Below are 26,752 nucleotides of genomic sequence, written 5' to 3' on the forward strand. Positions count from 1 at the left end.
TCCCTGTCTTCCCCTGTATGGATTTTATATTTACTTAGAAAATGTGTGGATAACCTCCGTAATCAGTGCTGCACCAAGTCGCGCTGTACGGTCATTTTCATCAACAGCGGGATTAACTTCAGATATATCGAAGCTGATGGTGTTATCTTTTGAAGCAATATAATTCAATAGCTTCCGAACATCTGATACTGCCAGACCAAACGGAGCAGGTGCACTGACACCCGGAGCTTCACTTGCTGAAATAGAATCTGTGCATAGTGTAAAAATGAGTGCATCATGGTCTGCGCTAAATTGGTCGATTGCCTGAAAAATACGCTGGATATCTCCTTTAACCTCATTTTCCAGAAAATATGAGCAACCAAGCTCATCAGCTGTTTGAAATAATGCTTTTGTATTAGAGAAAGGCTGAATTCCAATACATAAATAATTTGCATTTTTATCCGATTCAAGAATTTGCCTAAACATGGTTCCAGAGGATGGCTGCATATCTCTCCGCATATCAAAATGTGCATCAATATTAATGATTCCAAGACGTGCCTCCTTTTTCAAATAGGATCTTGCTCCTAAATAATGACCGAAAAAGGTTTCATGACCGCCGCCAATAATAATCGGAGCGGCTTTTTTAGAAAGCAGCTTTTCCACATGTACACCGAGCTCCATCTGTGCTTTCTCCATATGCCTGCCTTCACAGATGATGTTACCAGTATCTATAAGAGAATAACTTCCTAAAACGGAGCTGGGCATATTGGATAAAAAAGTGCGAATTTTATTAGGAGCTTCCTTTGCACCAAGTCTGCCTTTATTTCGCCGGACACCTTCTTCACATTCAAAGCCGACAAGTGCAATCATCTTCTCTGCATCATCTAACGTTTGTATCGTTTCTAAGTTTACTGTTTGGTGGAAACGGAAACTATTCCTGTCAGAGCTGCTGTCCTCTCTTCCTTTCCAGTACTCATTAGCAGGTGCTTGATACATATTTTTCCCTCCGTTGCATTAATTAATTTCTCTTCATTATAAATTTTGTATAGTATAATCACTAATATATATAATTTATTGTTTTATAGTTTAAGACTATAATTAAAGGAGAATTGTCTGTGGACTTGACTCAATTACATTACTATATCAAGGTAGTTGAAGAAAAAAGCTTTACAAGAGCTGCGGAACATCTGCATATTTCGCAGCCATCTTTAAGTATATCCATAAAGAAATTAGAGAACCATTTAGGCCTTTCACTTATTAACCGAAAAAAACCACATATACAGCTCACCAAAGAAGGTGAAATTCTTTATTATCAAGCTAAAAAAGTAATTAATCAGATGAATAGTATGGAGGAGGAAATGAAACGGCTACGGTTAGAAGGTCCGTTAGAGCTTTCAATCAGTATGATCGAAACAGCTAAAAATTGGTTTAGTGAGGTTATCAAAAAAATCAAAACAAATTCGAATGATATTCACATTCAAATTTCTGAATTACTTAGCTTATCCGAACTTCAAAATGCTTTATTAAATTATGAAATCCACTATGCAATAACGAATTATTATATTGATACCAAAGAGCTGCAATCGATATTTTTATATGAAGAAAACCTTGTAGCTTTAATTCCAGACGACCATCCCCTCCAAACAAAAACATTCATTACTATGGAAGATTTAAAACACCCGCCTTTTATATTATGTAAGGAAGGATATCAGACCAGAAATGATATATTAAAAGCTTTTCAATATGCAAGCATCAGCCCTAATATTCAGTTTGAAATTGAAAGGTTTGAAACAGCCTATCACCTGGTAGAAAGCGGGCTTGGAATTACCATTGTTCCGGAAAACTATGTAAATAAATCACATCATTCAACAGTGCATATCAAAAAAATGAAAGATCAGGAGTTAAAGAGAAATGTTTATCTTGTCAAAGATCGAACCAGGTACCTTTCACCAATCATTCATAAGTCTATTGAAACCATCTGTACATTTCACAAATCATAATTTCATTTTGCTATAGGAAGGTATGTGACAGCAATATGAACAAATAATTGCCTCTTCCCTTCCTGTGCGTCAGATAAAATGGAAATTCATCCTTCTCTTCGTTAAAATATATACTATAAAATGCAGTCAACAGCTGGAGGTAAATTCCATTGAATAATTATGAAATGCAGCAGGAAGCCGAACAATTTTTAAAAACATACTATACGGAGACCGGAGCTCCTGCAGAAAAGTTAGAAGAAAGAATGAAAGAAGTAATTTCAGATATAAAAGCATTCGGTACATATACTCAAACCTACGATGAAATTGTTTATGGAGTAAAGCTGGCCTGGCGGAATTCGAACCGCTGTATCGGCAGACTGTTCTGGGAACGTATCGACGTAGCGGATGCCAGGCAGGCAGCCACAGAAGAAGAAGTATTCGAATTTCTGTTCAGTCATTTGAAAAATGCCTTTAATCAGGGAAGAATTAAGCCATATATCACGATATTCTCTGCTGTTTCAGCAAAAGAAGAGACCGTAAAAGTCTGGAACCATCAACTGCTGCGTTATGCGGGCTACGACTCTGGAGAAGGTATTATTGGCGATTCAGATTCGCTGGAATTCACAAGGATTTGCGAGAAGCTGGGCTGGCAGGGAAAAGGAACTGATTTCGATATTTTGCCCCTGGTTATTCAAATCGGCGACCAGCCACCTGTCTGGAGAAGCATCCCTGAAGCATTGATTCCGGAAATCCCAATGGAGCATCCAGAATATAAGGCGGTGGCAGACTTACATTTAAAATGGTATGCTATTCCGATTATTGCAGATATGCGCCTTGAAATCGGCGGACTGCATTATGTATCTGCTCCCTTTAACGGCTGGTATATGGGGACGGAAATCGGCGCAAGAAATTTCGCAGATGAGCACCGTTATAATTTGCTCCCCAAAATGGCAGAAATTATGGGCTTAGAGACAAAGCATGCCAGTAATTTGTGGCAGGACCGTGCATTGATTGAACTGAATGAAATGGTGCTCCATTCCTTTAAAAAACAAGGTGTATCCATCGTAGATCACCATACAGCCGCAGCACAATTCCGCATTTTTGAGAAACAGGAAGCAAAAGCAGAACGTGAAGTAACCGGAAAATGGACCTGGCTAATCCCGCCTGTTTCCCCAGCAACTACACATGTCTGGCATCAGCCCTATAGCAATGAGTTGAAGAAGCCGAATTTCTTTTATCAGGATAAGGCTTATCAAGAAATGAAGGGCTGTCCGTTTCATAGATAGAGCTAAGAGTGTTCTTTTTTAGGAGAACACTTTTAGTTATTTTTTTAAAACTTATACCCTCTACTGAAAATATCAATTTTGCAAAAGCTGTAATATCATCTGCGGCTGTTGATTAGCCTGTGCCAGCATAGCCATCGCAACCTGTGCCAGAAGACTATGCTTGGTGTATAACATCATTTCCTTTGCAATATCCGCATCTCGAATCCGTGACTCTGCCTGTGTTAAATTCATAACAGTATTGGAAAGGTTGTTAATCGTATGCTCCAGGCGATTTTGGATTGCTCCCAAATTAGAACGCTGGGACGATGCCCGCTTAATCGCTTCATCTAATATACCAATGGCCTCGTCCGCTCCTTCTTGTGTAGAAATATCAATTTCATCTACACCAAGAGCCGCTGCCCTTACATCACCAATAGAAATCTCAATATACTGTCCGGAATTTGCCCCAACCTGAATACGCTTATTTGTATAAGAGCCGTCTAATAAGGATTGCGTATTAAACTCTGTATCCCTGCCAATTCGAGTCAATTCCTCACGAAGTTGATTGATTTCATCCTGCAGTATCTCCCGGTCAAGGTCTGAATATGTTCCATTCGCAGCCTTTACACTCAGCTCCCGCATCCGCTGCAATATCGCATGTGTTTCATTTACTGCACCTTCCGCAGTTTGCAGGAGCGAGATCCCATCCTGCGTATTACGTATCGCCATATTCAAACCGCGAATTTGCGCACGCATCTTTTCTGAGATTGCTAATCCGGCCGGATCATCTGCTGCACTGTTAATACGCTGACCACTCGCAATACGGAGCATGGATTTCTGAGCCATTGCAAAATGATTATTCATATTATTATAGATTGCGAAAGCCATTACATTATTATTGATACGCATCGATTATTACCCTCCAATCATACTATTTTTAATATACTTGTTTATAGGTATATCGGCTGGTTGGGCGGGAATGTGAAGAGATTGGGAGAGCTTTTATTATTTGATGGCAGCTTTGAGGAGGAGTGCTTTACGAATTTTAAAAACCTAGGAGACAACTATCCCTGATAAAATGAGGAATGTTGTCTCCTTGTTATCCTGTTTTAAGAAATATAAGATCCTTTTTCAATAAAATTGCTGGTGTTAATCAATGGATTTAAGGCTTGATTTACCTTCTCTATGTCTTCAGAAAAAATCCTGTCTTCCGTAATGCTTGGAACCGCCTTACGCATCTTATTCCATTTTTCTTTTAATTTCGGTGCTGCATTTTCTACACCCCGATATTCTATTGCCTGCAGAGCACATATACATTCGATCGCTAATACGCGTCTCGCATTTTGTATGATCATCCCCGCATGACGTGATGCGATTGTTCCCATACTTACATGGTCCTCCTGATTTGCAGAAGAAGGAATTGAATCCACACTTGCGGGATGTGCTAATGTTTTATTTTCTGAAACAAGTGATGCTGCTGCGTATTGCATAATCATAGCACCGGATTGTAAACCGGGCTCCGGGCTTAAAAATGGCGGTAAATCATTTAACTGTGGATTCACCAGCCGCTCGATACGACGTTCTGATATATTAGCTAATTCTGCTACAGCAATTTTCATAAAATCCATCGCAAATGCAATGGGCTGTCCATGAAAGTTTCCGCCTGAAATAACCAGCTTCCCCTCTTCAAAAATAAGCGGATTATCCGTAGCAGCATTCATCTCTATCTCCAGTTTTTCTTTCACATAATCCAGCGCCTGCCATGACGCGCCATGCACCTGCGGAATACAGCGTAATGAATAAGCATCCTGTACGCGCTTTTCGCCTTGCTTTGTAACAAGACTGCTCCCCTCTAACCATTCACGCATTCTTTCTGCAACTGCCATCTGCTGCTGGTAGCCCCTTGCTTCATGTACAGCCGGATGAAAGATATCAATGATTCCTTCCAGACCTTCTATCGTCATACCCGCAATCCACTCACTATCCAGGGCGATCTGTTCTGCTTCTATATAGTTTACAATTCCCATTGCAACCATGGCCTGTGTACCATTGATAAGCGCAAGACCTTCCTTCGCCTGCAAGACGATTGGCTGGATACCTTTATCAGTCAAAATTGGTGCTGCATTTACTGGTTTCCCCGCACCATCATAGATCTTGCCTTCTCCGATTAAAACAAGTGCCAGATGGGCCAGCGGAGCTAAATCACCGGACGCCCCCAGGGATCCCTGCTGCGGAATGACCGGATGTACATTTTTATTAATAAGGTCAGCCAGCAGTTCAACTAGAACAGCACGAACTCCTGAAAATCCTTTCAATAAAGCATTTAAGCGCAGCACAATCATTGCGCGTGAAACAATTTCAGGAAACGGCTCTCCAATACCGCAAGCATGTGAACGTATTAAATTTAACTGCAGCTTTTCTACGTGTTCCTGATCAATAATGACATCACTGAATTTGCCGAAACCCGTATTAATTCCATATACCGTTTTTTTATCTGCTACAATATTTTCTACCGCATATCTGCTTTCGCGGACTTTTTGCATGCTTTTTTCTGAAATCGATACTTTTTCTTTATCGATCAGAATTCTTTTCAACTGATTAATTGTTAAAGAATGGCCTGTTAACTCTATCATTACTGCTTCCTCCTTTTTCAAGCCTGCTTTATCAAATTACGCTGTAAACATAAAAAGGAGGTGATAACGGCATACTTAAGTAAGCCATCATCACCTCCTAACAACTCGTTACTATAGGTCATGATTACGTATTTAATTGATAAAATGATTAAATATGATTAATACCAAGACCGAGCGCTTCATGCTCCAGTCCTTTTATTGGTGCACCGATTGTTCCGTAAAAAGCGACAGCTATCCACTCGCCTTCTTTTTCTTCTTCATATGGTCTGCCGCGTACAACAGCAAAGCGAAGGCCTACTGTCCGCATTGTCTCTCCAATCGCCAGCTGTCCTCTTGTTACGCCTTCAAGCGCCTCGACAATCGTATGGTATAAAGCATGCGTTTCTCTGTAGATTCCCTCTTCAATCAGCCCGCTTCGTTTAACTGCCGTTTCTACAGATGATATAACCTTCTGCATGTTCATCGAGCCCACTTTTCCAAGGCATGTATCCACTTCGTTAAACATGGCATCAAAGGAGCTATATTCACTCTCGTCTAACATGGCAAGCAGCGTTGCAATCTTTCCAATTCTAATTTTCTGAGACATGTAAACGCTCCCTTTTACTCTCAAAAATAACACTATTTACTATTGGCTATCTATAATTATAATCTGAGTAATAAAAATAGTCCATTACTTATAGGAATAATATCTGTTCATTTCGATGTTTACCTGCTCTTTTTAACCTTGCTAAAGTAATAAATATGCAATTGGCGTTACAATAATGATTGTTAATATAGTACGCTCAATCCAAATTACAATCAGCTTAGGAACACTGATCGGTATCTCTGTAGACAAGATACATGGAATTAAAGCCGAAAAGAAAAGAATAGCTGATACAGATAAGGTGGCAATTACAAATTTCGTTATTAATGGCGCATCCGTAACGAGCAATGCCGGTAAAAACATTTCAGCAATCTCTGTAGCTGCTGCCTTAGCAGCTAACAACGGCTCTGGAACCTGCATAATCCATGTGAATGGATAAAAGATATAACCCAATATATCAAATACAGAAGTATACTCCGCTAAAATCAGCCCCAGCAGACCAATCGACATAATAGATGGAAGAATTGCCATTGTCATGATTAAGCCATCCTTGAAATTCATCCAAATATTTTTTGAAATTGCCGGTGCCTGATCAGCAACCTCCATAGCTTGTGACCATGCAACTTTTATTCGATTCTTTTTAATAATTTCTTCCGGATGTCCTTCCCCGTCATAATATTCCTCACTGAGTTTATTTAAAGGCCACATTCTTACTGTGATTGCAGTTACCAGGAAAGTAACAAATAATGTGACCCAAAAATACATATTCCAGATCCCCATCAAACCAAGTGTATTTGCTATGACAATCATGAATGTTACAGAAACGGTTGAAAATCCTGTTGCAATAATCGTTGCTTCTTTTATTGTATATTTTCCTTCTTTAAAAACCCGATTTGTAATTAATAAACCTACAGAATAACTTCCAATAAAAGATGCTACTGCATCAACTGCAGATCTGCCTGGTACCTTCCAAATTGGACGCATAACAGATTGAAGCAGAACTCCAAAAAACTCTAATAATCCATAGCCTACAAGTAAAGCCAGAAAGACAGCTCCAATAGGTACAAGAACTCCGACCGGAATAACCAATTTTTCAAAGAGATATGGTCCGATATTTGGATCAAGCAGCCAGCCTGGTCCAAATTGAAAAACTAACATAACCGTTACAGCTGCACCAGAAATCTTAAACAAAGACAAAACAATATTAACTATATCTTTATTCCAAGTACGATTTATAAATGGATATATTGCTCCAAAGATAATCATAATCAAAGCATAATAAGGAACAGCATCGGAAAAAACGGTTTGAACATAGGTTACAATATGATCAAGCGGAATCGATGATACTCCGTTTATTGTAATCGGGATAAAGAAAGTAAAAATTCCAATCAAACTAAACAAGAGAAACTTCAGCAAATTATTGATATTAAGGGATTGTGCGTGTTTAGGCTCTTTAACAGTTACGTCTTTTTGAACTTGATTCACTCTATTCACCCTTTTTATTTAAGTTTCGATACTACTGTTAAATATGACAATCCCCTTATTCTCTATTTGATAGTTCCCTTTAAAAACAGCAGTATTGTCAAGTCATTATTTTACATCGTGATCTAAGGGGCAGATTATACTTATTGAAGCCGTCCTCCCACTACAACCTGCTTTCCGGATTTTATAACAGTATCTACATGATTCATCCCATACTGGTACGATAAAGTTAAATAATTAGGAACATCAAAAATGGTAATATCTGCTTTCTTACCACTTTCCAGGCTCCCCGTCTCATCTGCACAGCCAATGGCATGTGCTGCATTAATCGTTGTTGCAGTTAATACTTCCTCAGGTGTCATTTCCATCTTCAGACAGCCTAAATTCATAATAAACGGAAGAGAAATCGTTGGCGAAGATCCCGGGTTCTGATCCGTGGATAAAGCTACCGCAACCCCAGCATCGATAATCTTTCTAGCAGGAGCAAATTCCGCCATTAGGAAGAAGGCTGTTCCAGGTAATAAAACACCGACAACTCCCTGCTCTGCCATCGCTTTTATTCCTTCGTCGGATGCTTTCAAAAGATGATCTGCTGAAATTGCCTCGACCTCTGCTGCTAATTTCGCACCGGCATATGGTTCAATCTCATCAGCATGAATTTTAGGAATAAGTCCGTGTTTTTTTCCAGCCTCCAGTATTCGCTTTGACTGCTCGGGCGTAAATACTCCTCGCTCGCAAAATACATCGTTAAATACAGCTAATTTCCGTTCTGCTACTTCAGGAATCATTTCTTCAATGACCCGGGTAACAAACTTTTCCGGATTCTTTTTCTCATCCATCGGTACAGCATGAGCTCCCATAAAAGTAGAAATAATATCAACTGAATGATCCTTTTGCAGCTGCTTTGCCACTTCCAGCTGTTTCAATTCATGCTCCAGTGTTAATCCATACCCGCTTTTTGCTTCAAGCGTTGTCACACCATGCAATAAAAATTTATCTAAACGCTTTTTCGACTCTTCATATAACTTTTCATGGCTTGCCTTTTGTGTAGCACGGGTGGTTGCATGAATCCCCCCGCCTGCCTCCATTATTTCCATATATGTTTTTCCTTTTAAACGCATCGCATACTCATTTTCCCGTGTACCGGCATGAACAAGATGTGTATGTGGGTCAATCAGACCCGGTGTTACAATTTTACCGGTTGCATCGATTTGTACTGCATCTTCTATTTGTGTTCTGTATTTTTCACGGAGCTCTTCATCCGGACCCACTTCAACAATCCTTCCATCTTCAATCCAGATACTCCCATGCTTCATTATTGAAATCTTGGACATTTTCTCTTTTTTAGCAGGTGTATCAGAGTGCCCCGCCATTGTAATTACTTGATTCGCATTTGAAATAAACATCTTTTGTGCCAATGTTACTTCCCCTCCCGCATGCATGTTTTTAACAGTTTATAAAATGTAGCTGTATTCGTACATCTCTGAAAAAATATTTGTTTCCAAAAGACAGCACTTTACATTATTCATTTTTTAACATGGGAATGTTCACGTTCTTTTTACGCGCTGTTTCCTGTGCCAGCTCATATCCTGCATCCACATGACGGGCAATTCCCATCCCGGGGTCCGTAGTCAATACACGCTCCAGGCGTTTTTCAGCGCCCTTCGTTCCGTCCGCAACAATGACCATCCCAGCATGTAGAGAATATCCCATTCCTACACCGCCGCCGTGATGAACACTGACCCAGCTTGCCCCGCCAACACTATTGATCAGAGCATTTAAAATTGGCCAGTCAGCAACAGCATCGCTGCCGTCTTTCATTGATTCTGTTTCTCTGTTTGGTGATGCGACAGAACCGGAATCAAGATGATCACGGCCAATGACGATTGGAGCACTTAACTCCCCACTGGCAACCATATCATTGATGATTTTTCCAAATCTCGCACGTTCCCCGTAACCAAGCCAGCAAATACGGGAAGGCAGGCCCTGAAAGCTCACCTTTTCTCGAGCCATCCGAATCCAATTACATAAATGCTTATTATCACTAAATTCACGTAAAACCACTTCATCTGTTTTATAAATATCCTCTGGATCTCCGGATAACGCCACCCAGCGGAACGGTCCTTTACCTTCGCAAAATTGCGGACGGATATAGGCAGGAACAAACCCAGGGAAATCGAAAGCATTTTCTATACCCTCGTCTTTTGCCACCTGGCGAATGTTATTTCCATAATCAAAGGTAACAGCTCCCTGCTTCTGCATTTCCAGCATTGCTTCTACATGCTTAGCAATACTTGCTTTAGAAAGAGTTGTATATTCTTTCTCGTCCTTTTTCCGCAAATCAGTAGCTTCCTCCAAGCTGAATCCTTCTGGAATATAACCATTTAACGGATCATGCGCAGATGTCTGATCCGTTAACACATCGGGAATAAATCCTTTCGCAATCATTTCTGGTAAAACCTCTGCTGCATTTCCTAATAGACCGATAGATAAAGCTTTCCTTTGGCTACGGGCCTCATCAGCCAGACGAATCACTTCGTCTACGTTATCTGTATACATATCTAAATATTTCGTTTCGATTCGACGATTAATTCGATGCTGATCTACTTCAACTGCAATGCAGACACCACCATTCAAGGTTACAGCCAGTGGCTGAGCCCCTCCCATGCCGCCTAGTCCCGCAGTTAATGTAATGGTTCCAGCCAGGCTGCCTTTAAAATGCTGCTTTGCACATTCCGCAAAGGTCTCATAGGTTCCCTGCAAAATTCCCTGACTGCCAATATAAATCCAGCTTCCAGCAGTCATTTGCCCGTACATCATTAATCCTTTCCGGTCCAATTCATTAAAATGTTCCCAATTTGCCCAGGCAGGTACAAGGTTTGAATTGGCTATCAACACTTTGGGAGCGTCTTTATGAGATGGGAAAACGGCTACTGGTTTTCCAGACTGAATTAATAACGTCTCATCCACTTCTAATTCTGTTAAAGACTTAACAATGGCATCATAGCAATCCCAGTTTCTCGCTGCTTTTCCAATCCCGCCATACACCACTAAATCATCCGGATTTTCCGCTACATCTGGATGGAGGTTATTATTTAACATGCGTAATGCTGCTTCCTGAATCCAACCTTTTGTATTTAATTCCGTGCCTCTATATTGTTTTACTTCTCTTGACCTTGTCTCTGACATGACTTATTCACTCTCCCATCAATTCTGTATTCTGATAATTCTTATTTTACCAATCAGGGAGAGTGCAATATAGATAACTCCTATTCGAAATAATATAAAAATCATAGGTAAAGATAAACTTATATATAAAACGCTTTCATTTTATGATAATAATATTAGATTATTATAAAAATATAATATTTCTACTTCATTTATTGCAATCTCCATTCACGCGGAGTCAGACCGGTATGTGATTTAAACACACGGCTAAAATAATTTGGATTGCGGAAACCGACAGCAGCAGCAATATTTTGAATGGAATCATCCGTTGCACCAAGCATCTCCTTCGCCTTTTGCATTCGAATATAGATCAGCATTTCCCGGAAAGATTGCTGATATCTTTTCGACAGAATATGGCTCAAATAAGATGGGCTGCGGTGAACATGCGCAGCTACTTCCGTCAATGAAAGAGTTGCGTCATTATAATGATTCTCCATATAACCGATGGCCGCTTCGATAACATCTGCCCTCGCATATATATCCTGTTCCTTGACCGTTTGAAACAGATAATTAATAAACAGAATCAGCTCCTGGACAATACGATATAAAACCGGACTATATAATATACTCTCAAACACATTTTTATAATACGCTTCACTAGCCTTTGATTTCAGCCCTTTCCGGAACATAAACCGGCGTATCTGCGCGAGTATACTTGTTAATCGTGTCCGAAGCAGACCTGGCTCCGGATATGGAGACTTCATATTAAAAAATTCCTCATACAGCCAGCTTTTCAGCTTATCTCCCTGTCTCTCATCCAGCATAAAAACCCAATTTCTCTGCTCCTCCACAGTTAAAAAAGGATCAATATCTATCCATTCCTGAACATCTTCTGCCTGCAATACCTGCTTATAGCCTATAAAAAAGGTCGTTTCCATCATCCGCAATAGTTTCATATAAATCGGATGAAGAGAGTCCCCACTCCCTCTATGTACAACAATTGCAATAGGATTTCCTTCCGAATGCTCCCATTCTCTTAAGAATCGCTGCGCCTGCTTTACAGGTGCCGGAAAATCATGCTGGAACACGAGCACAATATTATCATGAGCAGAAAATACGGATGGCTTATAATCAAAATCAAATTGATCGATAAAATCTCTGAGATCATTTAATGTTTTTCGCTGCTCAGCTCCCAGTAAATATACAGGGTAAGGGAAGGAAACATGGTCGTCTATAAATAAAGCTTCATACCGCACAGTGTGCCCCAGTTCTGTAATCGTGTTTTTCTTACTTACAGCTGATAGATTTCCGATAGCCTGCTGTAAGGCATGCTTCATAAGTGATGGAGAGAGCGGCTTCACCCACAAATCAACTGCTTTAATAGACATTGCCTGCATTGCCCGCTCAAAAGTAGCCTCGGCAGTGATGGCGATAACCTGTCCAGAATATCTGTGAATAAATGATTTAACCATCTCCCAGCTGTCTTCCTGTATCATATCTAATTCTATACATAATATATCAGGCAGTTCATTTTCGAGAGTGGTCAGAACGTCTGTTAGTTGATTGGCTAATCTGGTCTTGTTTATTGGGAATGAATATTTTGAAAGCAGCCAATGGATGCCTTGAAGTTCTTCTTTGTCGCGATCCGCAATTAGTAGTTTGTAGATGGGAAGGACCTCCTTTGGTGATTTAATAATCATATAAATAAACCTATTTTTTTATAAACACATAGGCATTGATTAGTTCTTATAGAAGTACCTGATAATGTTTACTTTTCTCTAATATAGCTATTAATAATCTTTATAACTTTTAAAATCCTCTTTTTATACTTTAATTCGCTTCCTCTTACTTTTTTTCCTCTTCCAACCAGCATAACCCTATCTACTTGATCTCAATATTTACTTAACTGTTTACATATTTCTTCATCATTGCCTTCCAGTTTACTTTTGGGAGCAACAATTTCATTTATGGATGAATGATCATGATATGAAAGTTTTCGAGCATATAAGCTAGCTAAATTTAAAATGACTAATTTTGAAAATCCTCTAACATAAAAGTATATACACACTTTATTAACTGTGCAAAAACAGATATTCCATTAAATTTATGATATCTCTATAAAACTAAGTAATATAACTAATTTTTTCCTTCTAACACTAAGGTACAAATAACTATCCTCCCTTCTTCGTATTAATTTATAGTTATAATTCTATCTCGTATAATATAAACTTGAAGCAATAACTCCTTTAGTATTTCTCCTAACATACCGATAATAAACATGAAGGTTATCTCTTCATTTCATTTTATAACAGCATCTATTATTCCAAACATATTTTTTTAAGTCAGGAGTGCATCATTTTGCCTACAATAAATCAAAAGCAAATCAATCAATCATTAAACATCGTAAACACAATTATAGAAGCAGCTGAACATTTTCAAGGGTTAGTGAGAAAAAAAGAAAAAAATCAGGCTATTTTTATATTGGGGAGTATTGTCGATGGTATTCAGGCATTAAATCAAAATGGCTACATAAACAGTACACACCAAAATTTATCTGGTAAATTAGAGAAAAATTTATTATTAATTGCTAAAAATATCGAGAACGATAAATCAACGAAAATCCTTGAAATTACACAGTTTTCACTTATTCCTAACCTAAAAAAACTGCAGCTGCTATTTGAAGAAAATAACCATATAAATAAAGAAAAAGAGCAAATTAAAATCGGAGTTTACGGCATTCAAAATCCCCTCCTTTACTATCCACAGCCCCGAATTGAGGCAATGGTAAAAGAGAGTGAAAAACAAAATGCAATCTTATATTTTTTCGGAGATAATGATGTGAACTTCTCTGAGAAAATGATTGATGCAGTATCTTATCAGAATGGAGAAAAAAAGCAAGTAACCATTCCTTTTCCAGATGTAATTAATAATACTTCAGCAAAAAAGACACATATTGGGCGAAAATTGTTAAGAACAGTTCCATTTACAAATTATTTTCATGTTGGTAATAAAATATCCTTACCACAACGTCTCGTGCAAACAAGAAATAAATATGTGAAATTACTTGTGCCATTTCAATTATGTCATAATAAAGAAAAAATTCTGAACTTCATAGAGAGTAATAATAAAGTAGTTTTCAAACACTTGGAAGCAAATCGTGGTGAAAATATTTATTTTGTAACGAAAAAGAAACACCGATATATTTTATTAGATCAAAAAAAAGAGAATATTCTTGTGGCAGAAGAATTTGACAAATGGCTTGATGACATTATATTAAATCAAAAAGGCAGCTACATTATTCAAAAGTATATTCATACTCGTACAAAAAATAATGAACCTTATCATATACGTTCGCATGTACAAAAAAACGCATCAGGAAAATGGCAAGTCACCTATATTTATCCGCGTATCGGTAATAAAAAATCAAACCTAAGTAACATCAGCACAGAAGGAAGAATAGAAGACTTCCATGAATTTTTAATGAATGAGTATGGGGATAAGCAGGGGAAAAAATATGCAGAAGATATTCTGAAATTATCTATTGATGTAGCATGGAATTTAGATAAATTATATGGTATGGCGATTGATGAGCTCGGCCTGGACTTTGCAATTGATGATAAAGGGAAGATATGGATGCATGAAGCAAACAATGGGCCACAGACTGCTTTCCATGAAGACCAAAGAGCTGTGAATACCATTGGTTATGCAAAATACATTTATAAAAATGGTATTGTCCATTCACTTTCTGCTAATAGTATTCAAAAAAACCAATTTAACTCACATACTTCTAATTTAAGTACCCGTCATCATATGGGTAAAAAATTATTAGGTCTTATCGTTCCAAATATTGCGCAGATTACACCTTTACAAAGAGCACTTATAAGCTCTGCCGAAATGGAAAATATAGATATTTGTCTTATCCGGCCAAACGATATCGATTTTGAGAATTTACTTATCCGCGGGCATTTTTATGACAGAGAGAATCAAGAGTGGAAACCTTCTATCAGCTCTTATCCAGATATTATTTTAGATGAATTAAAAGCAAAAGATAATGAACATCTTAAATTTGTTTATGAAGAGCTTGAGAATATTCCATTTATCAATCACTGGTCTAATCAAATTGTAAATATACCTGAGCTGTACCAACAGCTAGAAAAAAATGAAAAATTAGCTCCCCTATTACCAAATTATGCAAGGATTAAAAAACTTCGAGATGTATTTCATTGGGTAAATAAATATCACAGTATTAAATTGATTTTGGAAGCAGAAGATGAAATTATGTATATTAACCAGCTGCAAAATAATAAATTTGAAGTAATATCACAGCAGAAAACACAAGTGTTCAGTGAGTTTCAATTGACTCAGCACTTCGAAAAAATCTTAGTAAAAAAACGTGTTATTGTAGAAGCAGATACTTATGAGTTTCCCAGAAAGCAATTTAATCTGCATTTAATTAGAGATATCAATATAAATAAGTGGAATATTGCAAACGTAACATTTCAAACTGCGAATAATGGAAATGAATTACTCCATACTAACCAAATAAGCTTTCTAAACTCTGACGAAAAACAGATAGATATTGATGAATTTAATTCGATAGAAGCAAATTTAATGGAATACAGTGAATTAATCGCAGCTGCTATCCAAGACTATTATTCGATGCTTCCACTAAATGAACTGGAAATTACATTTCAGCTTAGCAAGGATAATGAGATCGCTATTTCAAAAGTAAATCCTTGTGGTCCAGCATATACACTTCACCCTGAACGATATGCTAAACTAGTGATTAAGCTTGGAGTGCAATTGATTTCTTCAAATGAAGTATTATAAACCTAAAACAGGAATGAGTATTAGAAACTCACTCCTGTTTTTAAAAAATAAATTTATGGTTAAAAAAAGCCCCCATCCGGGAGCTTTTTATATACTTATTATTGTAATAATTGAAGTACACCTTGTGGAACCTGGTTAGCTTGCGCAAGCATAGATTGAGCTGCTTGAGAAAGAATGTTATTCTTTGTGAATTCCATCATTTCTTTCGCCATATCAACGTCTCTAATACGAGATTCTGCTGCTGTTAAGTTCTCAGAAGATGTGCCTAGATTGTTGATAGTGTGTTCAAGACGGTTTTGGTTTGCACCAAGATTTGAACGTGCAGATGAAACTTTCGCAATTGCAGCATCTACTTTAGCAAGTTCTGTATCATGCTCAAAGCCTTCAGCAGAAACATCGATACTATTAACTTCTAAATCCTCTGAATTAAATCCTTTAGATTCTTCTCCTGAATTAATTGTTAGTTCTAAGCTTTGGCTTTCATTAGCTCCAATTTGTAGAGTCCCTTCATAGCTGCCGTCTAAGAGTTTTTTACCATTGAATTCAGTTCTGCTAGAAATTCCGTCTAACTCTTTGTTTAACTCATTAATTTCATCTTGGATTGCTTTAAGGTCATCACTTTCTTGTGTTCCTGTATTACCAGCTTTTACAACAAGCTCTCTTTGACGCTGTAGAATTTCGTGTGTTTCGTTTAGAGCTCCTTCAGCAGTTTGAATCAAAGAGATACCATCTTGAGCATTTGTAGATGCTTGCTCTAGGCCTCTAATTTGCCCTCTCATTTTCTCAGAGATTGAAAGTCCTGCAGCATCGTCTCCTGCACGATTGATACGAAGACCAGAAGAAAGTTTCTCCAATGATCCTTGCACTCCGTTTTGGTTTACACCCAATTGACGGTGTGCGTTAATTGCTGAAATGTTGTGATTGATAATCATAATTTCTTACCTCCATGTAATTTAAAATTTTTGAGCCACATCCATGTGATCTCATCTATATTAACCATTTAGGTCAATATTAAAATAAATATTTCTCGTTAAGGCCCTAACAAATCATCCTCTGATGATCTATTTCTTATATCGGCAACCGGGACAAATTGTTTAAGCTTTTTTATAATTTTTTTTAATTCTTTTTTCAAATTTATTTTTCCTTACTTTTGGCTGCGAAAAAAACCTCTATAATTCTATAAAAACATGCCATCCTCCTAATGAACACTTATCATAAAATCCAGTTCACCCAAACTTAATTTAAATATTTAACTTACTATTAAATACTCCCTTCCCATAAATTACAATAGTTGATTTATTTTATTTTTCTCCCCTTTCCTGTTAAAATCATGCTAAGAGCCTTATCATATCTTTTTATGCCATATCCAACTTCTGTTTGATAATTGGAGAGGGCGTGAGAGTATGTCAGAAATTAATAAATTGAACAAGCAGATTGAAGCGAAAAGAAAAGAAATGTATGCAGCTTATGAAAAAGATCCAAATGACCCAAATTTATTGAAAATATCACAGTCGCTGGATAACTTGCTAAATCAATTAGATCGGATTTCAAATAAAACTCCCATTCAACGGAAGATCTGATAGCTTGATTACAAATCTGCATGGTAGTCGTTTAATTGCTGCATATCTTATAAAAATAAGACGATTGCCAAGCTGTATAAGTAAAGATGCAAATAAATGATATGTATAGAAAGAGTAAGGCTGTACCCATATTTTGAAGCAAAAAATCAAATTGGTTTGTTTTGAAGTGGAAATGAATATGAATTCATTTGAAGTTTAAATAAAAAAGCTGAAGTACTTATATAGAAAAAAGAAGAATCTTCCAAATAACGGAGATTCTTCTTTTTTACTATTACGTTTTATTCCTCTTAATATTTATATTCCGCAATTTTTGATGTTAAATCCTCTGCCATGCTGGACAGGGATTTTGCAGATGCTGAGATTTCCTCCATGGATGCAAGCTGTTCTTCTGTAGATGCTGCGACCTCTTCTGAGGATAAGGCATTATCTCTGGCTATAGAAGCCAGGTCATTTGCAGTTGCTGTTACCTGTTGAACTGCTGCAGACATCTGCTCGGATATTGCCATTACTTCTTCCATCTGTGGTTTAATATCACTGCTTGAACGCAGAATTTCTCCGAATTTATCAATGGCATCATAAGATACATCTAATCCATCATTTACATTGGCTGTCACTTCAGACATCTTTTCCACCGCTTTTTGAACGTCGTCCTGGATGCCATGAACAATTGAGCTGATTTCGCCGGCTGAGTTTTTGGATTCCTCCGCTAATTTACGAACCTCATCAGCTACAACAGCAAATCCTTTTCCATGCTCGCCGGCACGAGCTGCTTCAATCGCTGCATTTAATGCCAGAAGATTTGTCTGTTCAGAAATATCAGTAATAGCTTTTAAGATTGTACTTACTTGCTTCGAGCGTTCCAGTAAGGAGGCGATATTCAGGTTTGTATTATCTACAGAGGATTGGATAGAAGTCATTTGATTTAAAGTATCACTGACTGCTTTCCCTCCGACTTCTGCCTGTGTGCTCATTTGCGTCACCAATTCAGCAACATTTGTGGAGCTATCAACAATTCGACCGACCCCTGTCGATACCTCTTCTAATGAATTAGCACTTTCTTCTGTTCCACTTAACTGTTTTTCTGAGCTGGCGGATACCTCTTGAATAGCTAAGGATACCTGTTCTGATGAGCTTGTCATTTGGTCAGCATTCGCATTTAATTCCTCTGCCGATGCGGCAACCTGCTGCGCATTAAATTCGACATCACGAACAAGATTTTTCAAGCCCTCCTGCATTTCATTAAAGGCCTGACCCAGCTCGCCAATTTCATCCTTTGTATTAATCTCAATAGAATGTGTTAAGTCACCTGTACTGATTATTTTAGCATTTTCTTTTAATTTACGAATTGGGCGGGTGATGGAACGGATTAAGAACAGGATAATGGAAGTTCCCACCAATAGTGTGCCAGCGATAACAGTTACCATTATCGTTAAAGTGGATGCTGCTTCATCCTGAATTTCACTGTAATCAATCGTCCCAGCCAGTTTCCATCCGGATAAATCATTTGTGCCATATACCATTATTTTCGATGCATTATCATAGCTATATTCATAACTGCCTGTCTCATTATCAAACATTGTTCCTACTATACTGGCATCTGCTTCTTCTCCAGTTTCAAAGGTTGGATGATAGACATATTTCTGCTGTTGATCAAGAATAATCGCATAGCCATTTTGTCCGATAGAAACTTCTGATGCCATCTGCTGGATAAAATCAATGTACAGGCTGATTCCCATTACTCCAGAACCGTCATCCAATGTTTTCGTGATACTTACTACTGTTCCTGTTCCGCTTGCGCTTTCAAATGGTTCTGAAATTTGCACCTCTCCCGGATTATCCACAGCATTGATAAACCAGCCGCGTTCGGTTGCATCAAATCCTTCCGGCAATTCAGAAACAGGCTGTCTATAGAATAGATCACCGTCATTAGAAGCCATATATACCTCGGAAACACCTTCGTTCATTTCTTTATATTGTCCCAACACCTGTTCTAATGCCTCTTCATCATCATCAATTTGCCCGCTATTAAATTGTGCTGCAAATGTATTTAAATCATTTATTTTTAATTCCAATGCATTGTCTACTGTCTGGTTCAGCAGTGCAGTAATATCTTCTACCTGCTCTGTTTTTTGATCCTCTAAAGTGCTGATAGAGCTGAAATATGTAATTGCTCCAATGATTATCCCCAGAGTCAATAGCATTAAAAAGAAGGATAATACTAATTTAAATCGAATTCCTTTTGGTTTCATTATTTTCTTCACAACTGAATCTCCCTTGCTGCTATATTTGATTTTCACGATTAAAATGGTAAGAGAAGAATTATTAACATCGACATATTCGCCTTCTCTTTAATGGTTTATTTAAAGCAGGCCAAAATACCCACAAAGCAAGTATACAGTAGCCGTTAATGATTCACTCTTTTTTCTGCTAAAATACAGTACTCGTCCTTAAAAATTCATACTTTATATTTATCGGATAATTTTTCATAATATAAACACATTCGTTTTGTTTTAAAACTTTCATTCTACTCCAAACTATCAACCCATGACTAAATACTTACAAAAAAAAAAAAACTGCAGCTGATAACAAAGCTCCCTGCTTAGAATTTCGTTCAACTGCCGTTCTTTTTATCCATGTTTAATATTTATACATTTTAACCTTTTCCGTTAATTCCTCTGCCATAGACGATAATGATTTCGCCGATGCCGAGATTTCCTGCATGGATGCTAATTGCTCTTCCGTTGAAGCTGCTACTTCCTCAGAAGTTGCTGCATTCGTTCTGGCAATAGCGGCTAAATTATTTGCTGTTGCAGTAACCTGTTCAACAACGGCAGACATCTGCTCAGAAATTGCTGTAACCTCTTCCATCTGCGGTTTGATACTGTCACTTGTCCGTATGATTTCCCCAAATTTGTCAATTGCATCATAGGATACATCCAGGCCATCATTCACTGATGATGCCACTCGCTCCATTTTCTCAACAGCATTTTGGACATCACTTTGAATTCCTTGAACAATTGCGCTGATTTCACTTGCAGATGCCTTAGATTGCTCTGCCAGCTTCCTCACCTCATCAGCAACAACAGCAAAGCCTTTTCCATGCTCTCCGGCACGAGCTGCTTCAATTGCTGCATTTAAGGCAAGTAAGTTAGTCTGCTCCGAGATATCGGTAATTGCTTTGAGAATGGTATTTACTTCTTTAGAACGCTCTAATAAAGATGTTATATCTTTATTCGTATCTTCTACAGATGACTGGATGGATGTCATTTGATTTAGTGTATTGCTTACGGCCTGTCCGCCTACATCTGCCTGCCCGCTCATCTGGGTTACATATTCAGAAACCTTTGTCGAGCTTTCTACAATTCTTCCGACTCCGGTTGATATTTCCTCCAAGGAATTCACACTGTCTTCCGTACCATTTAACTGATGTTCTGCACTGGAGGATACCTCTTGAACCGCAAGCGATACTTGTTCCGATGAATTTGTCATTTGATCCGCATTGGCGTTTAACTCCTCTGCGGATGCTGCAACCTGCTGCGCATTTACTTCTACATCACGGATCAATTCTCTTAAACTACTTTGCATCTCGTTAAACGCATTGCCTAGCTGACCAATCTCATCATTTTTGACAACTTTAATCTCTTCCGTCAAATCTCCGGTGCTGATTACCTTTGCTCTCCTTTTTAATCCATTGATTGGACGAAGAATAGACTGAATAGTGACCGCATTTATGACACAGCCGATTAGAAAAGCAGCAGTCATTACAATGATAAGTGTTTTTATAATGGAAGCTGCACTTTCCTGTACTTCACTGTAATCAATACTTCCAGCCAGCGTCCAGCCTGTGAAGTCATCGGTATCATAAACCAGAATTTTCGATTCACTATTCTCTGTATATTCAAAAGCTCCTGCATTCTCTGCGGATACTTGATTATAAAAGCTTTCTTCCATCTGTGCGCCTATTTCATTTTCAGGATGGAAAATAACATTTCCGCCTCTGTCTAATAAAACAGGGTAACCGCTTTCACCAATTTCAACAGAAGATGCCATTTCCTGAACAAAATCCATCGACAAATCAATGCCGACGACTCCTGAACCATCTGCCAACGCTTTAGAAAGTGTCACAACCATATCTCCATCTAAAGCTTCTGTGGGGTAAGGGTCAGAAATAATTAATTCTCCCGGAGCTTCCATTGCTTCTATGTACCATGGACGATCACGAGCATCGAAATCATCAGGCAGTTCTGTTTCCGGCTGAATAACTAATGTGCCTTCTTCAGAACCAAAATAAACTTTATCTACTTCATCGTGAAAATGTAAGTATTGACCAACAACAATGGTTAGTTCATCGTCTTCCTCTTCTATCTGGTCCCCTCTTGTATTTTCAGCAAATACGTCAATATCTCTACTTTTCAAGGCAAGTGTATCCTCGATATTTTGTCCCATTAAAGTGATGATTTCATTTACCTGTTGTTCCTGCTGTGCTTGCATGGAATTGACGGAGCTGTTGTAAGTCAAAAAACCAATAAGAACGATCGGTATGATTAAGATAGATGAAAAAGATATAACCAGCTTTCTCTTCACTCCATTTATTTCTTTGTTTTTATTTTTCAAGCGGTTCATCCTCCTTTTATTGGAAAAAATCCTCCGCTTTTAATATCGGTTTCATTTGTCTAAAATGAATCCTTTTTCCTTATTTCCCTACTTATATTCTATAACAAAAACTGACGGATAAACCAAAAGACCTATCCATTCCCTCCTTCTATTAAATGTAACCAATAATAAAAAACCAGACCTCTATACAAGTATGTTTCACTACTTGGAATAAAAGGTCCGGCTTTTTCTAGATTCTATTAATATTTGTATTGATTAATCTTCTCAGTTAACCCTTCCGCCATTGATGACAGAGATTTTGCTGCTGCAGATATTTCTTCCATAGAAGCAAGCTGCTCTTCTGTAGAAGCTGCGACTTCCTGAGAGGATGCTGCATTATTTCTGGCAATGGATGCTAAATCATTTGCTGTACTTGCCACTTCCTGCACTGCTGCTGACATTTGTTCAGAAATGGCCATAACTTCTTCCATTTGCGGCTTAATATCTGTACTTGATTGAATAATTCCTTTAAATTTGTCCATCGCATCATCGGATACTTCTAAGCCTTTGTCTACATTTGCTGTTACCTGCGACATTTTTTCAACAGCGTCCTTTACGTCTGTTTGAATTCCCTGCACAATTGCACTAATTTCACCGGCGGATGTTTTCGATTGTTCAGCCAGCTTACGTACCTCGTCCGCTACAACAGCAAATCCTTTTCCATGCTCTCCGGCGCGGGCTGCTTCAATTGCTGCATTTAGGGCAAGTAAATTAGTCTGTTCCGAAATATCCGTAATTACCTTCAGAATCGTGCTTACTTCATTGGAGCGCGTCATCAATGACATAATATTAACATTTGTATTATCCACGGAGGATTGAATAGACGTCATTTGATTCAATGTATCCGTAACAGCTTTTCCACCAATTTCTGCCTGTTCACTCATCTGATTTACGAGTTCAGCTACCTGTGATGAGCTCTCGACAATTCTGCCGACACCTGTCGATACCTCTTCTAATGAGTTAGCACTGTCTTCTGTACCATTCAATTGTGTTTCAGAGCTTGAAGATACCTCTTGAATAGCCAGTGATACTTGTTCAGACGAGCTCGTCATCTGATCAGCATTGGCATTTAATTCTTCGGCTGATGCTGCAACCTGCTGTGCATTAAATTCAACATCGCGAATTAATTCTTTTAAGCTATTTTGCATCTCATTAAAAGCAGTGCCTAGCTCTCCAATCTCATCTTTTGTTTTCACTTCAATAGATTGTGTTAAGTCGCCCGTACTGATAATATGTGCTTTCTCTTTCAACTCCTTGATTGGTTTAACAATGGAACGTACGATAAATACCGTAACTGCCAGTCCAATAATAACAGCACTGATTAATACAATTAATAAGGTGTTAAAAACCGTAGCGGCCTCTGTTTGAATTTCACTATAATCGATTGTTCCAGCTATTTTCCAACCAGTTAAATCATTGGTTCCATAAACCATGATTTTATCTGTATCTTCATAGTTATATTCAAATTCACCACTACCTGAATCGTATAGGCTATTATAAAAGGCTTCGCTTGCTTCTTCACCGATTTCCATAACCGGATGATAAATAAAGTGCTGCGTTTTATCTAATAAAATCGCATAGCCGTTTTTACCGATTTGGACTCCAGATGCTACCTGCTGAATAAAATCAATCGATAAATCCAATCCGACAACTCCTGAGCCGTCCTCTAACGCTTTGGATACTGTGACAACCATATCACTATCTGCCCCTGCTGATACATAAGGCTCAGAGATAATAGTTTCTCCAGGGTTTGCCATTGCTTCTATGTACCACGAACGTTCACGCGGATCATAATCTCCCTCTATCACATCCGTTGATGCTTCCATAAATGCCCCATCCTCAGAACCGGCATAAGCGGATACTACTTCATCATGGAAATAAAAATATTGCTCCAAGGCTGTAGCTAATCCTTCTGACTCATTATCTATCAGCTCTCCCTGAACCTGCTCCGCTAATACTTCTACATCCCTGCTCTTTAAAGCAAATGTATTATCAATCGTCTGATTCATAATCGTGATAATTTCTTTCACTTGATTTTCCTGCTGTGTCTGTAATGTATTGACAGAGCTATTGTACGTCATAAAACCAATTACAATGCCCGGAATCAATAACATACATATAAATGATATAATCAGCTTAAAACGAATCCCTTTTTTCTTCATTGCTGTCCCTCCACCCTATCGTTTTTCTTGAAAAAAGTGCTTCTATATTTATCTATCGGCTGCATATTAAGAAATTGAATACATTTTAAGTTATTTAGTCCTGCTAATTTTTTTAACATAAACTAATTATCCTAAAAAATGTATGAAAATATTCTTGCTAACGTAAATAAATATAGGTAAATATGTTTTTCCTACACAAAAAAGTACAGCAGTGAAAATTATCACTACTGCACTTTTTATATTTTCATCCTGATTCAATATTTATAATTTGAAATTTTCTCTGATAAATCTTCAGCCATTGCTGATAGTGATTTCGCAGATGCAGAGATTTCTTCCATAGACGCAAGCTGTTCTTCAGAGGACGCCGCCACTTCCTGTGAAGATGCCGCATTATTGCGGGCAATAGATGCTAAGTCGCTCACTGTTTCCGTTAATTGTCCTACAGCTGCAGACATTTGCTCTGAAATGGATGTAACCTCCTCCATTTGCGGTTTAATACTCTCACTGGAGCGCATGATTTCCCCAAATTTATCAATCGCATCATAGGAAACATCCAGTCCGCTATTTACATTAGAGGTTACTTGTGACATTTTATCGACCGCATTCTCTACATCCGTTTGAATTCCGACGATAATATCTCTGATTTGTGTAGCTGAAAACTTAGACTGTTCAGCAAGCTTCCGAACTTCATCTGCTACGACCGCAAATCCTTTTCCATGCTCTCCGGCACGAGCTGCTTCAATCGCTGCATTTAAGGCTAAGAGGTTGGTCTGTTCAGAAATATCTGTTATTGCATTTAAAATTGTGCCGACCTGTTTTGAACGCTCCAATAGGGACGAAATATTTTCGTTGGTATTCTCAACAGATGACTGAATAGAGGTCATCTGATTTAATGTATTGCTTACTGCCTGTCCGCCCACTTCTGCCTGTGTGTTCATTTTTTGAACCAATTCTGTCACTTGTGTAGAGCTTTCCACTACTCTGCCGACACCTGTTGATACCTCTTCCAGTGAATGAACACCGTCCTCTGTTCCGCTTAACTGATGCTCGGCGCTGGAGGATACTTCCTGGATTGCCAGAGATACCTGTTCGGATGAGCTTGTCATCTGGTCTGCATTTGCATTTAATTCTTCAGCAGATGCGGCAACCTGCTGTGCATTCAATTCAACATCCCTGACTAATTCCCGCAAGGTTTCTCCCATTTTATTAAAAGCTGTACCCAACTGACCAATTTCATCATTTGTTTTAACTTCAACCGATTGTGTTAAGTCTCCTGTACTGATGATTTCTGCTTTTTCTCTTATTTCTTTAATTGGCCGGATAATGGAACGGATAAGCAATAAAATTATGCCAATTCCCAGAATTAAAGTAATAGATAGAACTACAGTAAGTGCCGAGGTAATAGATTTAGCTGTTGACTGCACTTCACTATAATCGATCGTTCCTGCAATCTTCCAACCTGTCATGTTATTCGTATTGTAAGCCATTAATTTAGACGTATTATTATATTTATACTCAAAGCTGCCGGCATCATTATCATACATATTTTGATAAAAAGCTTGTCCAGCTTCTTCTCCTACTTCCATTTCCGGATGATAGATAATATTTTGATTTGTATCCAACAAAATAGTATACCCATAATCTCCTATTTCCATTTCCGATGCAAGACTCTGAATAAAATCGATAGATACATCAATTCCTATAACCCCTGAACCGTCTTCCAGCGTTTTTGATACACTGACTCCAATTGCTCCATCACCACTTGCTGAAACATAAGGATTTGAAATAATGACTTCACCTGGATTGTCCATCGCTTCTTTATACCAATCACGTTCTCTTGGATCATAGTCATCTGCCACGTCAAGCACTGGCTGATTAAAAAACGCTCCTTCTGGTGTTCCGACATAAATCTCGGTAACCTCTTTATGCAGCCGAGTATATTGAGAGAATATCCGGTTTAATTCATCTGGGTTGTCAATTTCTTCTGCTGTAATCATTTCTGACATAACTTCTGCATCATTCTTTTTTAATTCAAATTGGTTATTAATTGTTTGGTCCAGCATTGTGTTTAATTCATCTACTTGATTCATTTGTTGATTTTCCACGGTGTTTATTGAACTGAAATACGTGATAACTCCAATAATAATCCCTGGTACTAATAAAATTAAGAAAAAAGATAAAACTAATTTAAACCGTATACCTTTAGCTTTAAATATTTTTTTCATTATCCATCTCTCCTAAATAGATCAATTTTTACTATTTTTATTTTTGTAACATAGAGAGAACCTGTTAAGTCTGACCTGACAAGATTCAGGGTTATCTTAACCTAACCTGACCAAATAGAATCTTACATATTTAATTCCACAACAAATAATTCGTATGCACTACTTTATAACGAGTATAAAGAGACCCCTCCACCAATTAATAAGCACAATTTC

17 protein-coding genes are annotated in these 26,752 nt (G+C 38.0%); 4 read left to right on the forward strand and 13 right to left on the reverse strand.

Features of this window, described 5'->3' with window-relative positions; genetic code table 11:
• Positions 1-30 precede the first annotated feature (30 nt).
• Positions 31-975 carry a formimidoylglutamase gene (gene hutG / locus MHH51_RS18395; protein ID WP_147210670.1) on the reverse strand — a complete coding sequence of 315 codons (945 nt, stop codon included), beginning with the start codon at positions 973-975 and terminating at the stop codon, positions 31-33.
• Between the two features lie 119 nt (positions 976-1,094).
• Between hutG and MHH51_RS18400 the strand changes: the two genes are divergently transcribed.
• Together MHH51_RS18400 and MHH51_RS18405 are read left to right on the forward strand one after the other, a co-directional pair.
• Positions 1,095-1,979: a LysR family transcriptional regulator gene (locus MHH51_RS18400; protein ID WP_156984953.1), complete on the forward strand. Its 885-nt coding sequence runs from the start codon at positions 1,095-1,097 to the stop codon at positions 1,977-1,979.
• Between the two features lie 149 nt (positions 1,980-2,128).
• Entirely contained in the window at positions 2,129-3,244 is a 1,116-nt protein-coding gene (locus MHH51_RS18405; RefSeq protein ID WP_339282862.1) for a nitric oxide synthase oxygenase, read from the forward strand.
• A gap of 72 nt (positions 3,245-3,316) precedes the next feature.
• Here MHH51_RS18405 and MHH51_RS18410 read toward each other — a convergent pair whose 3' ends face one another.
• From MHH51_RS18410 to MHH51_RS18440, 7 genes are all read right to left on the reverse strand, one after another.
• Positions 3,317-4,132, reverse strand: a complete 816-nt coding sequence (locus tag MHH51_RS18410; protein WP_147210673.1) for a flagellin — start codon at positions 4,130-4,132, stop codon at positions 3,317-3,319.
• A 200-nt stretch (positions 4,133-4,332) separates the two neighbouring features.
• On the reverse strand, positions 4,333-5,856 hold the full coding sequence (hutH, locus tag MHH51_RS18415; protein WP_339282863.1) for a histidine ammonia-lyase: 1,524 nt from the start codon (positions 5,854-5,856) through the stop codon (positions 4,333-4,335).
• Between the two features lie 148 nt (positions 5,857-6,004).
• Positions 6,005-6,442, reverse strand: coding sequence for a hut operon transcriptional regulator HutP (gene hutP, locus MHH51_RS18420; protein ID WP_147210675.1), 438 nt, complete (start codon positions 6,440-6,442; stop codon positions 6,005-6,007).
• Positions 6,443-6,583: 141 nt separating this feature from the next.
• The gene (locus tag MHH51_RS18425) at positions 6,584-7,864 is read right to left on the reverse strand and encodes a YjiH family protein (RefSeq protein WP_339286321.1); all 1,281 of its coding nucleotides are present in this window, start codon (positions 7,862-7,864) and stop codon (positions 6,584-6,586) included.
• 200 nt (positions 7,865-8,064) lie between these two features.
• Positions 8,065-9,327: an imidazolonepropionase gene (gene hutI / locus MHH51_RS18430; RefSeq protein WP_339286322.1), complete on the reverse strand. Its 1,263-nt coding sequence runs from the start codon at positions 9,325-9,327 to the stop codon at positions 8,065-8,067.
• Positions 9,328-9,442: 115 nt separating this feature from the next.
• On the reverse strand, positions 9,443-11,110 hold the full coding sequence (hutU, locus tag MHH51_RS18435; RefSeq protein WP_339282864.1) for a urocanate hydratase: 1,668 nt from the start codon (positions 11,108-11,110) through the stop codon (positions 9,443-9,445).
• Positions 11,111-11,301: 191 nt separating this feature from the next.
• The gene (locus MHH51_RS18440; RefSeq protein ID WP_339282865.1) at positions 11,302-12,789 is read right to left on the reverse strand and encodes a response regulator transcription factor; all 1,488 of its coding nucleotides are present in this window, start codon (positions 12,787-12,789) and stop codon (positions 11,302-11,304) included.
• A 658-nt stretch (positions 12,790-13,447) separates the two neighbouring features.
• Between MHH51_RS18440 and MHH51_RS18445 the strand changes: the two genes are divergently transcribed.
• Positions 13,448-15,919, forward strand: a complete 2,472-nt coding sequence (locus MHH51_RS18445) for a YheC/YheD family protein (RefSeq protein WP_339282866.1) — start codon at positions 13,448-13,450, stop codon at positions 15,917-15,919.
• 98 nt (positions 15,920-16,017) lie between these two features.
• Here MHH51_RS18445 and hag read toward each other — a convergent pair whose 3' ends face one another.
• Positions 16,018-16,851: a flagellin Hag gene (gene hag, locus MHH51_RS18450; protein ID WP_339282868.1), complete on the reverse strand. Its 834-nt coding sequence runs from the start codon at positions 16,849-16,851 to the stop codon at positions 16,018-16,020.
• 471 nt (positions 16,852-17,322) lie between these two features.
• Between hag and MHH51_RS18455 the strand changes: the two genes are divergently transcribed.
• Positions 17,323-17,499 (forward strand): aspartyl-phosphate phosphatase Spo0E family protein, encoded by a 177-nt coding sequence (locus tag MHH51_RS18455; RefSeq protein ID WP_147210682.1) that lies wholly within the window; start codon positions 17,323-17,325, stop codon positions 17,497-17,499.
• Positions 17,500-17,786: 287 nt separating this feature from the next.
• Here MHH51_RS18455 and MHH51_RS18460 read toward each other — a convergent pair whose 3' ends face one another.
• From MHH51_RS18460 to MHH51_RS18475, 4 genes are all read right to left on the reverse strand, one after another.
• On the reverse strand, positions 17,787-19,760 hold the full coding sequence (locus MHH51_RS18460; protein WP_339282870.1) for a methyl-accepting chemotaxis protein: 1,974 nt from the start codon (positions 19,758-19,760) through the stop codon (positions 17,787-17,789).
• A gap of 376 nt (positions 19,761-20,136) precedes the next feature.
• Complete coding sequence (locus MHH51_RS18465; protein WP_339282871.1) at positions 20,137-22,113, reverse strand: methyl-accepting chemotaxis protein; 1,977 nt, start codon at positions 22,111-22,113, stop codon at positions 20,137-20,139.
• 239 nt (positions 22,114-22,352) lie between these two features.
• Positions 22,353-24,314: a methyl-accepting chemotaxis protein gene (locus MHH51_RS18470; RefSeq protein WP_339282873.1), complete on the reverse strand. Its 1,962-nt coding sequence runs from the start codon at positions 24,312-24,314 to the stop codon at positions 22,353-22,355.
• A gap of 254 nt (positions 24,315-24,568) precedes the next feature.
• Positions 24,569-26,539 (reverse strand): methyl-accepting chemotaxis protein, encoded by a 1,971-nt coding sequence (locus MHH51_RS18475; RefSeq protein ID WP_339282875.1) that lies wholly within the window; start codon positions 26,537-26,539, stop codon positions 24,569-24,571.
• Between the last annotated feature and the right edge of the window lie 213 nt (positions 26,540-26,752).

It is taken from the genome of Oceanobacillus sp. FSL K6-3682, from assembly GCF_037976165.1.
Classification (GTDB): Bacteria; Bacillota; Bacilli; order Bacillales; family Amphibacillaceae; genus Oceanobacillus; species Oceanobacillus sojae.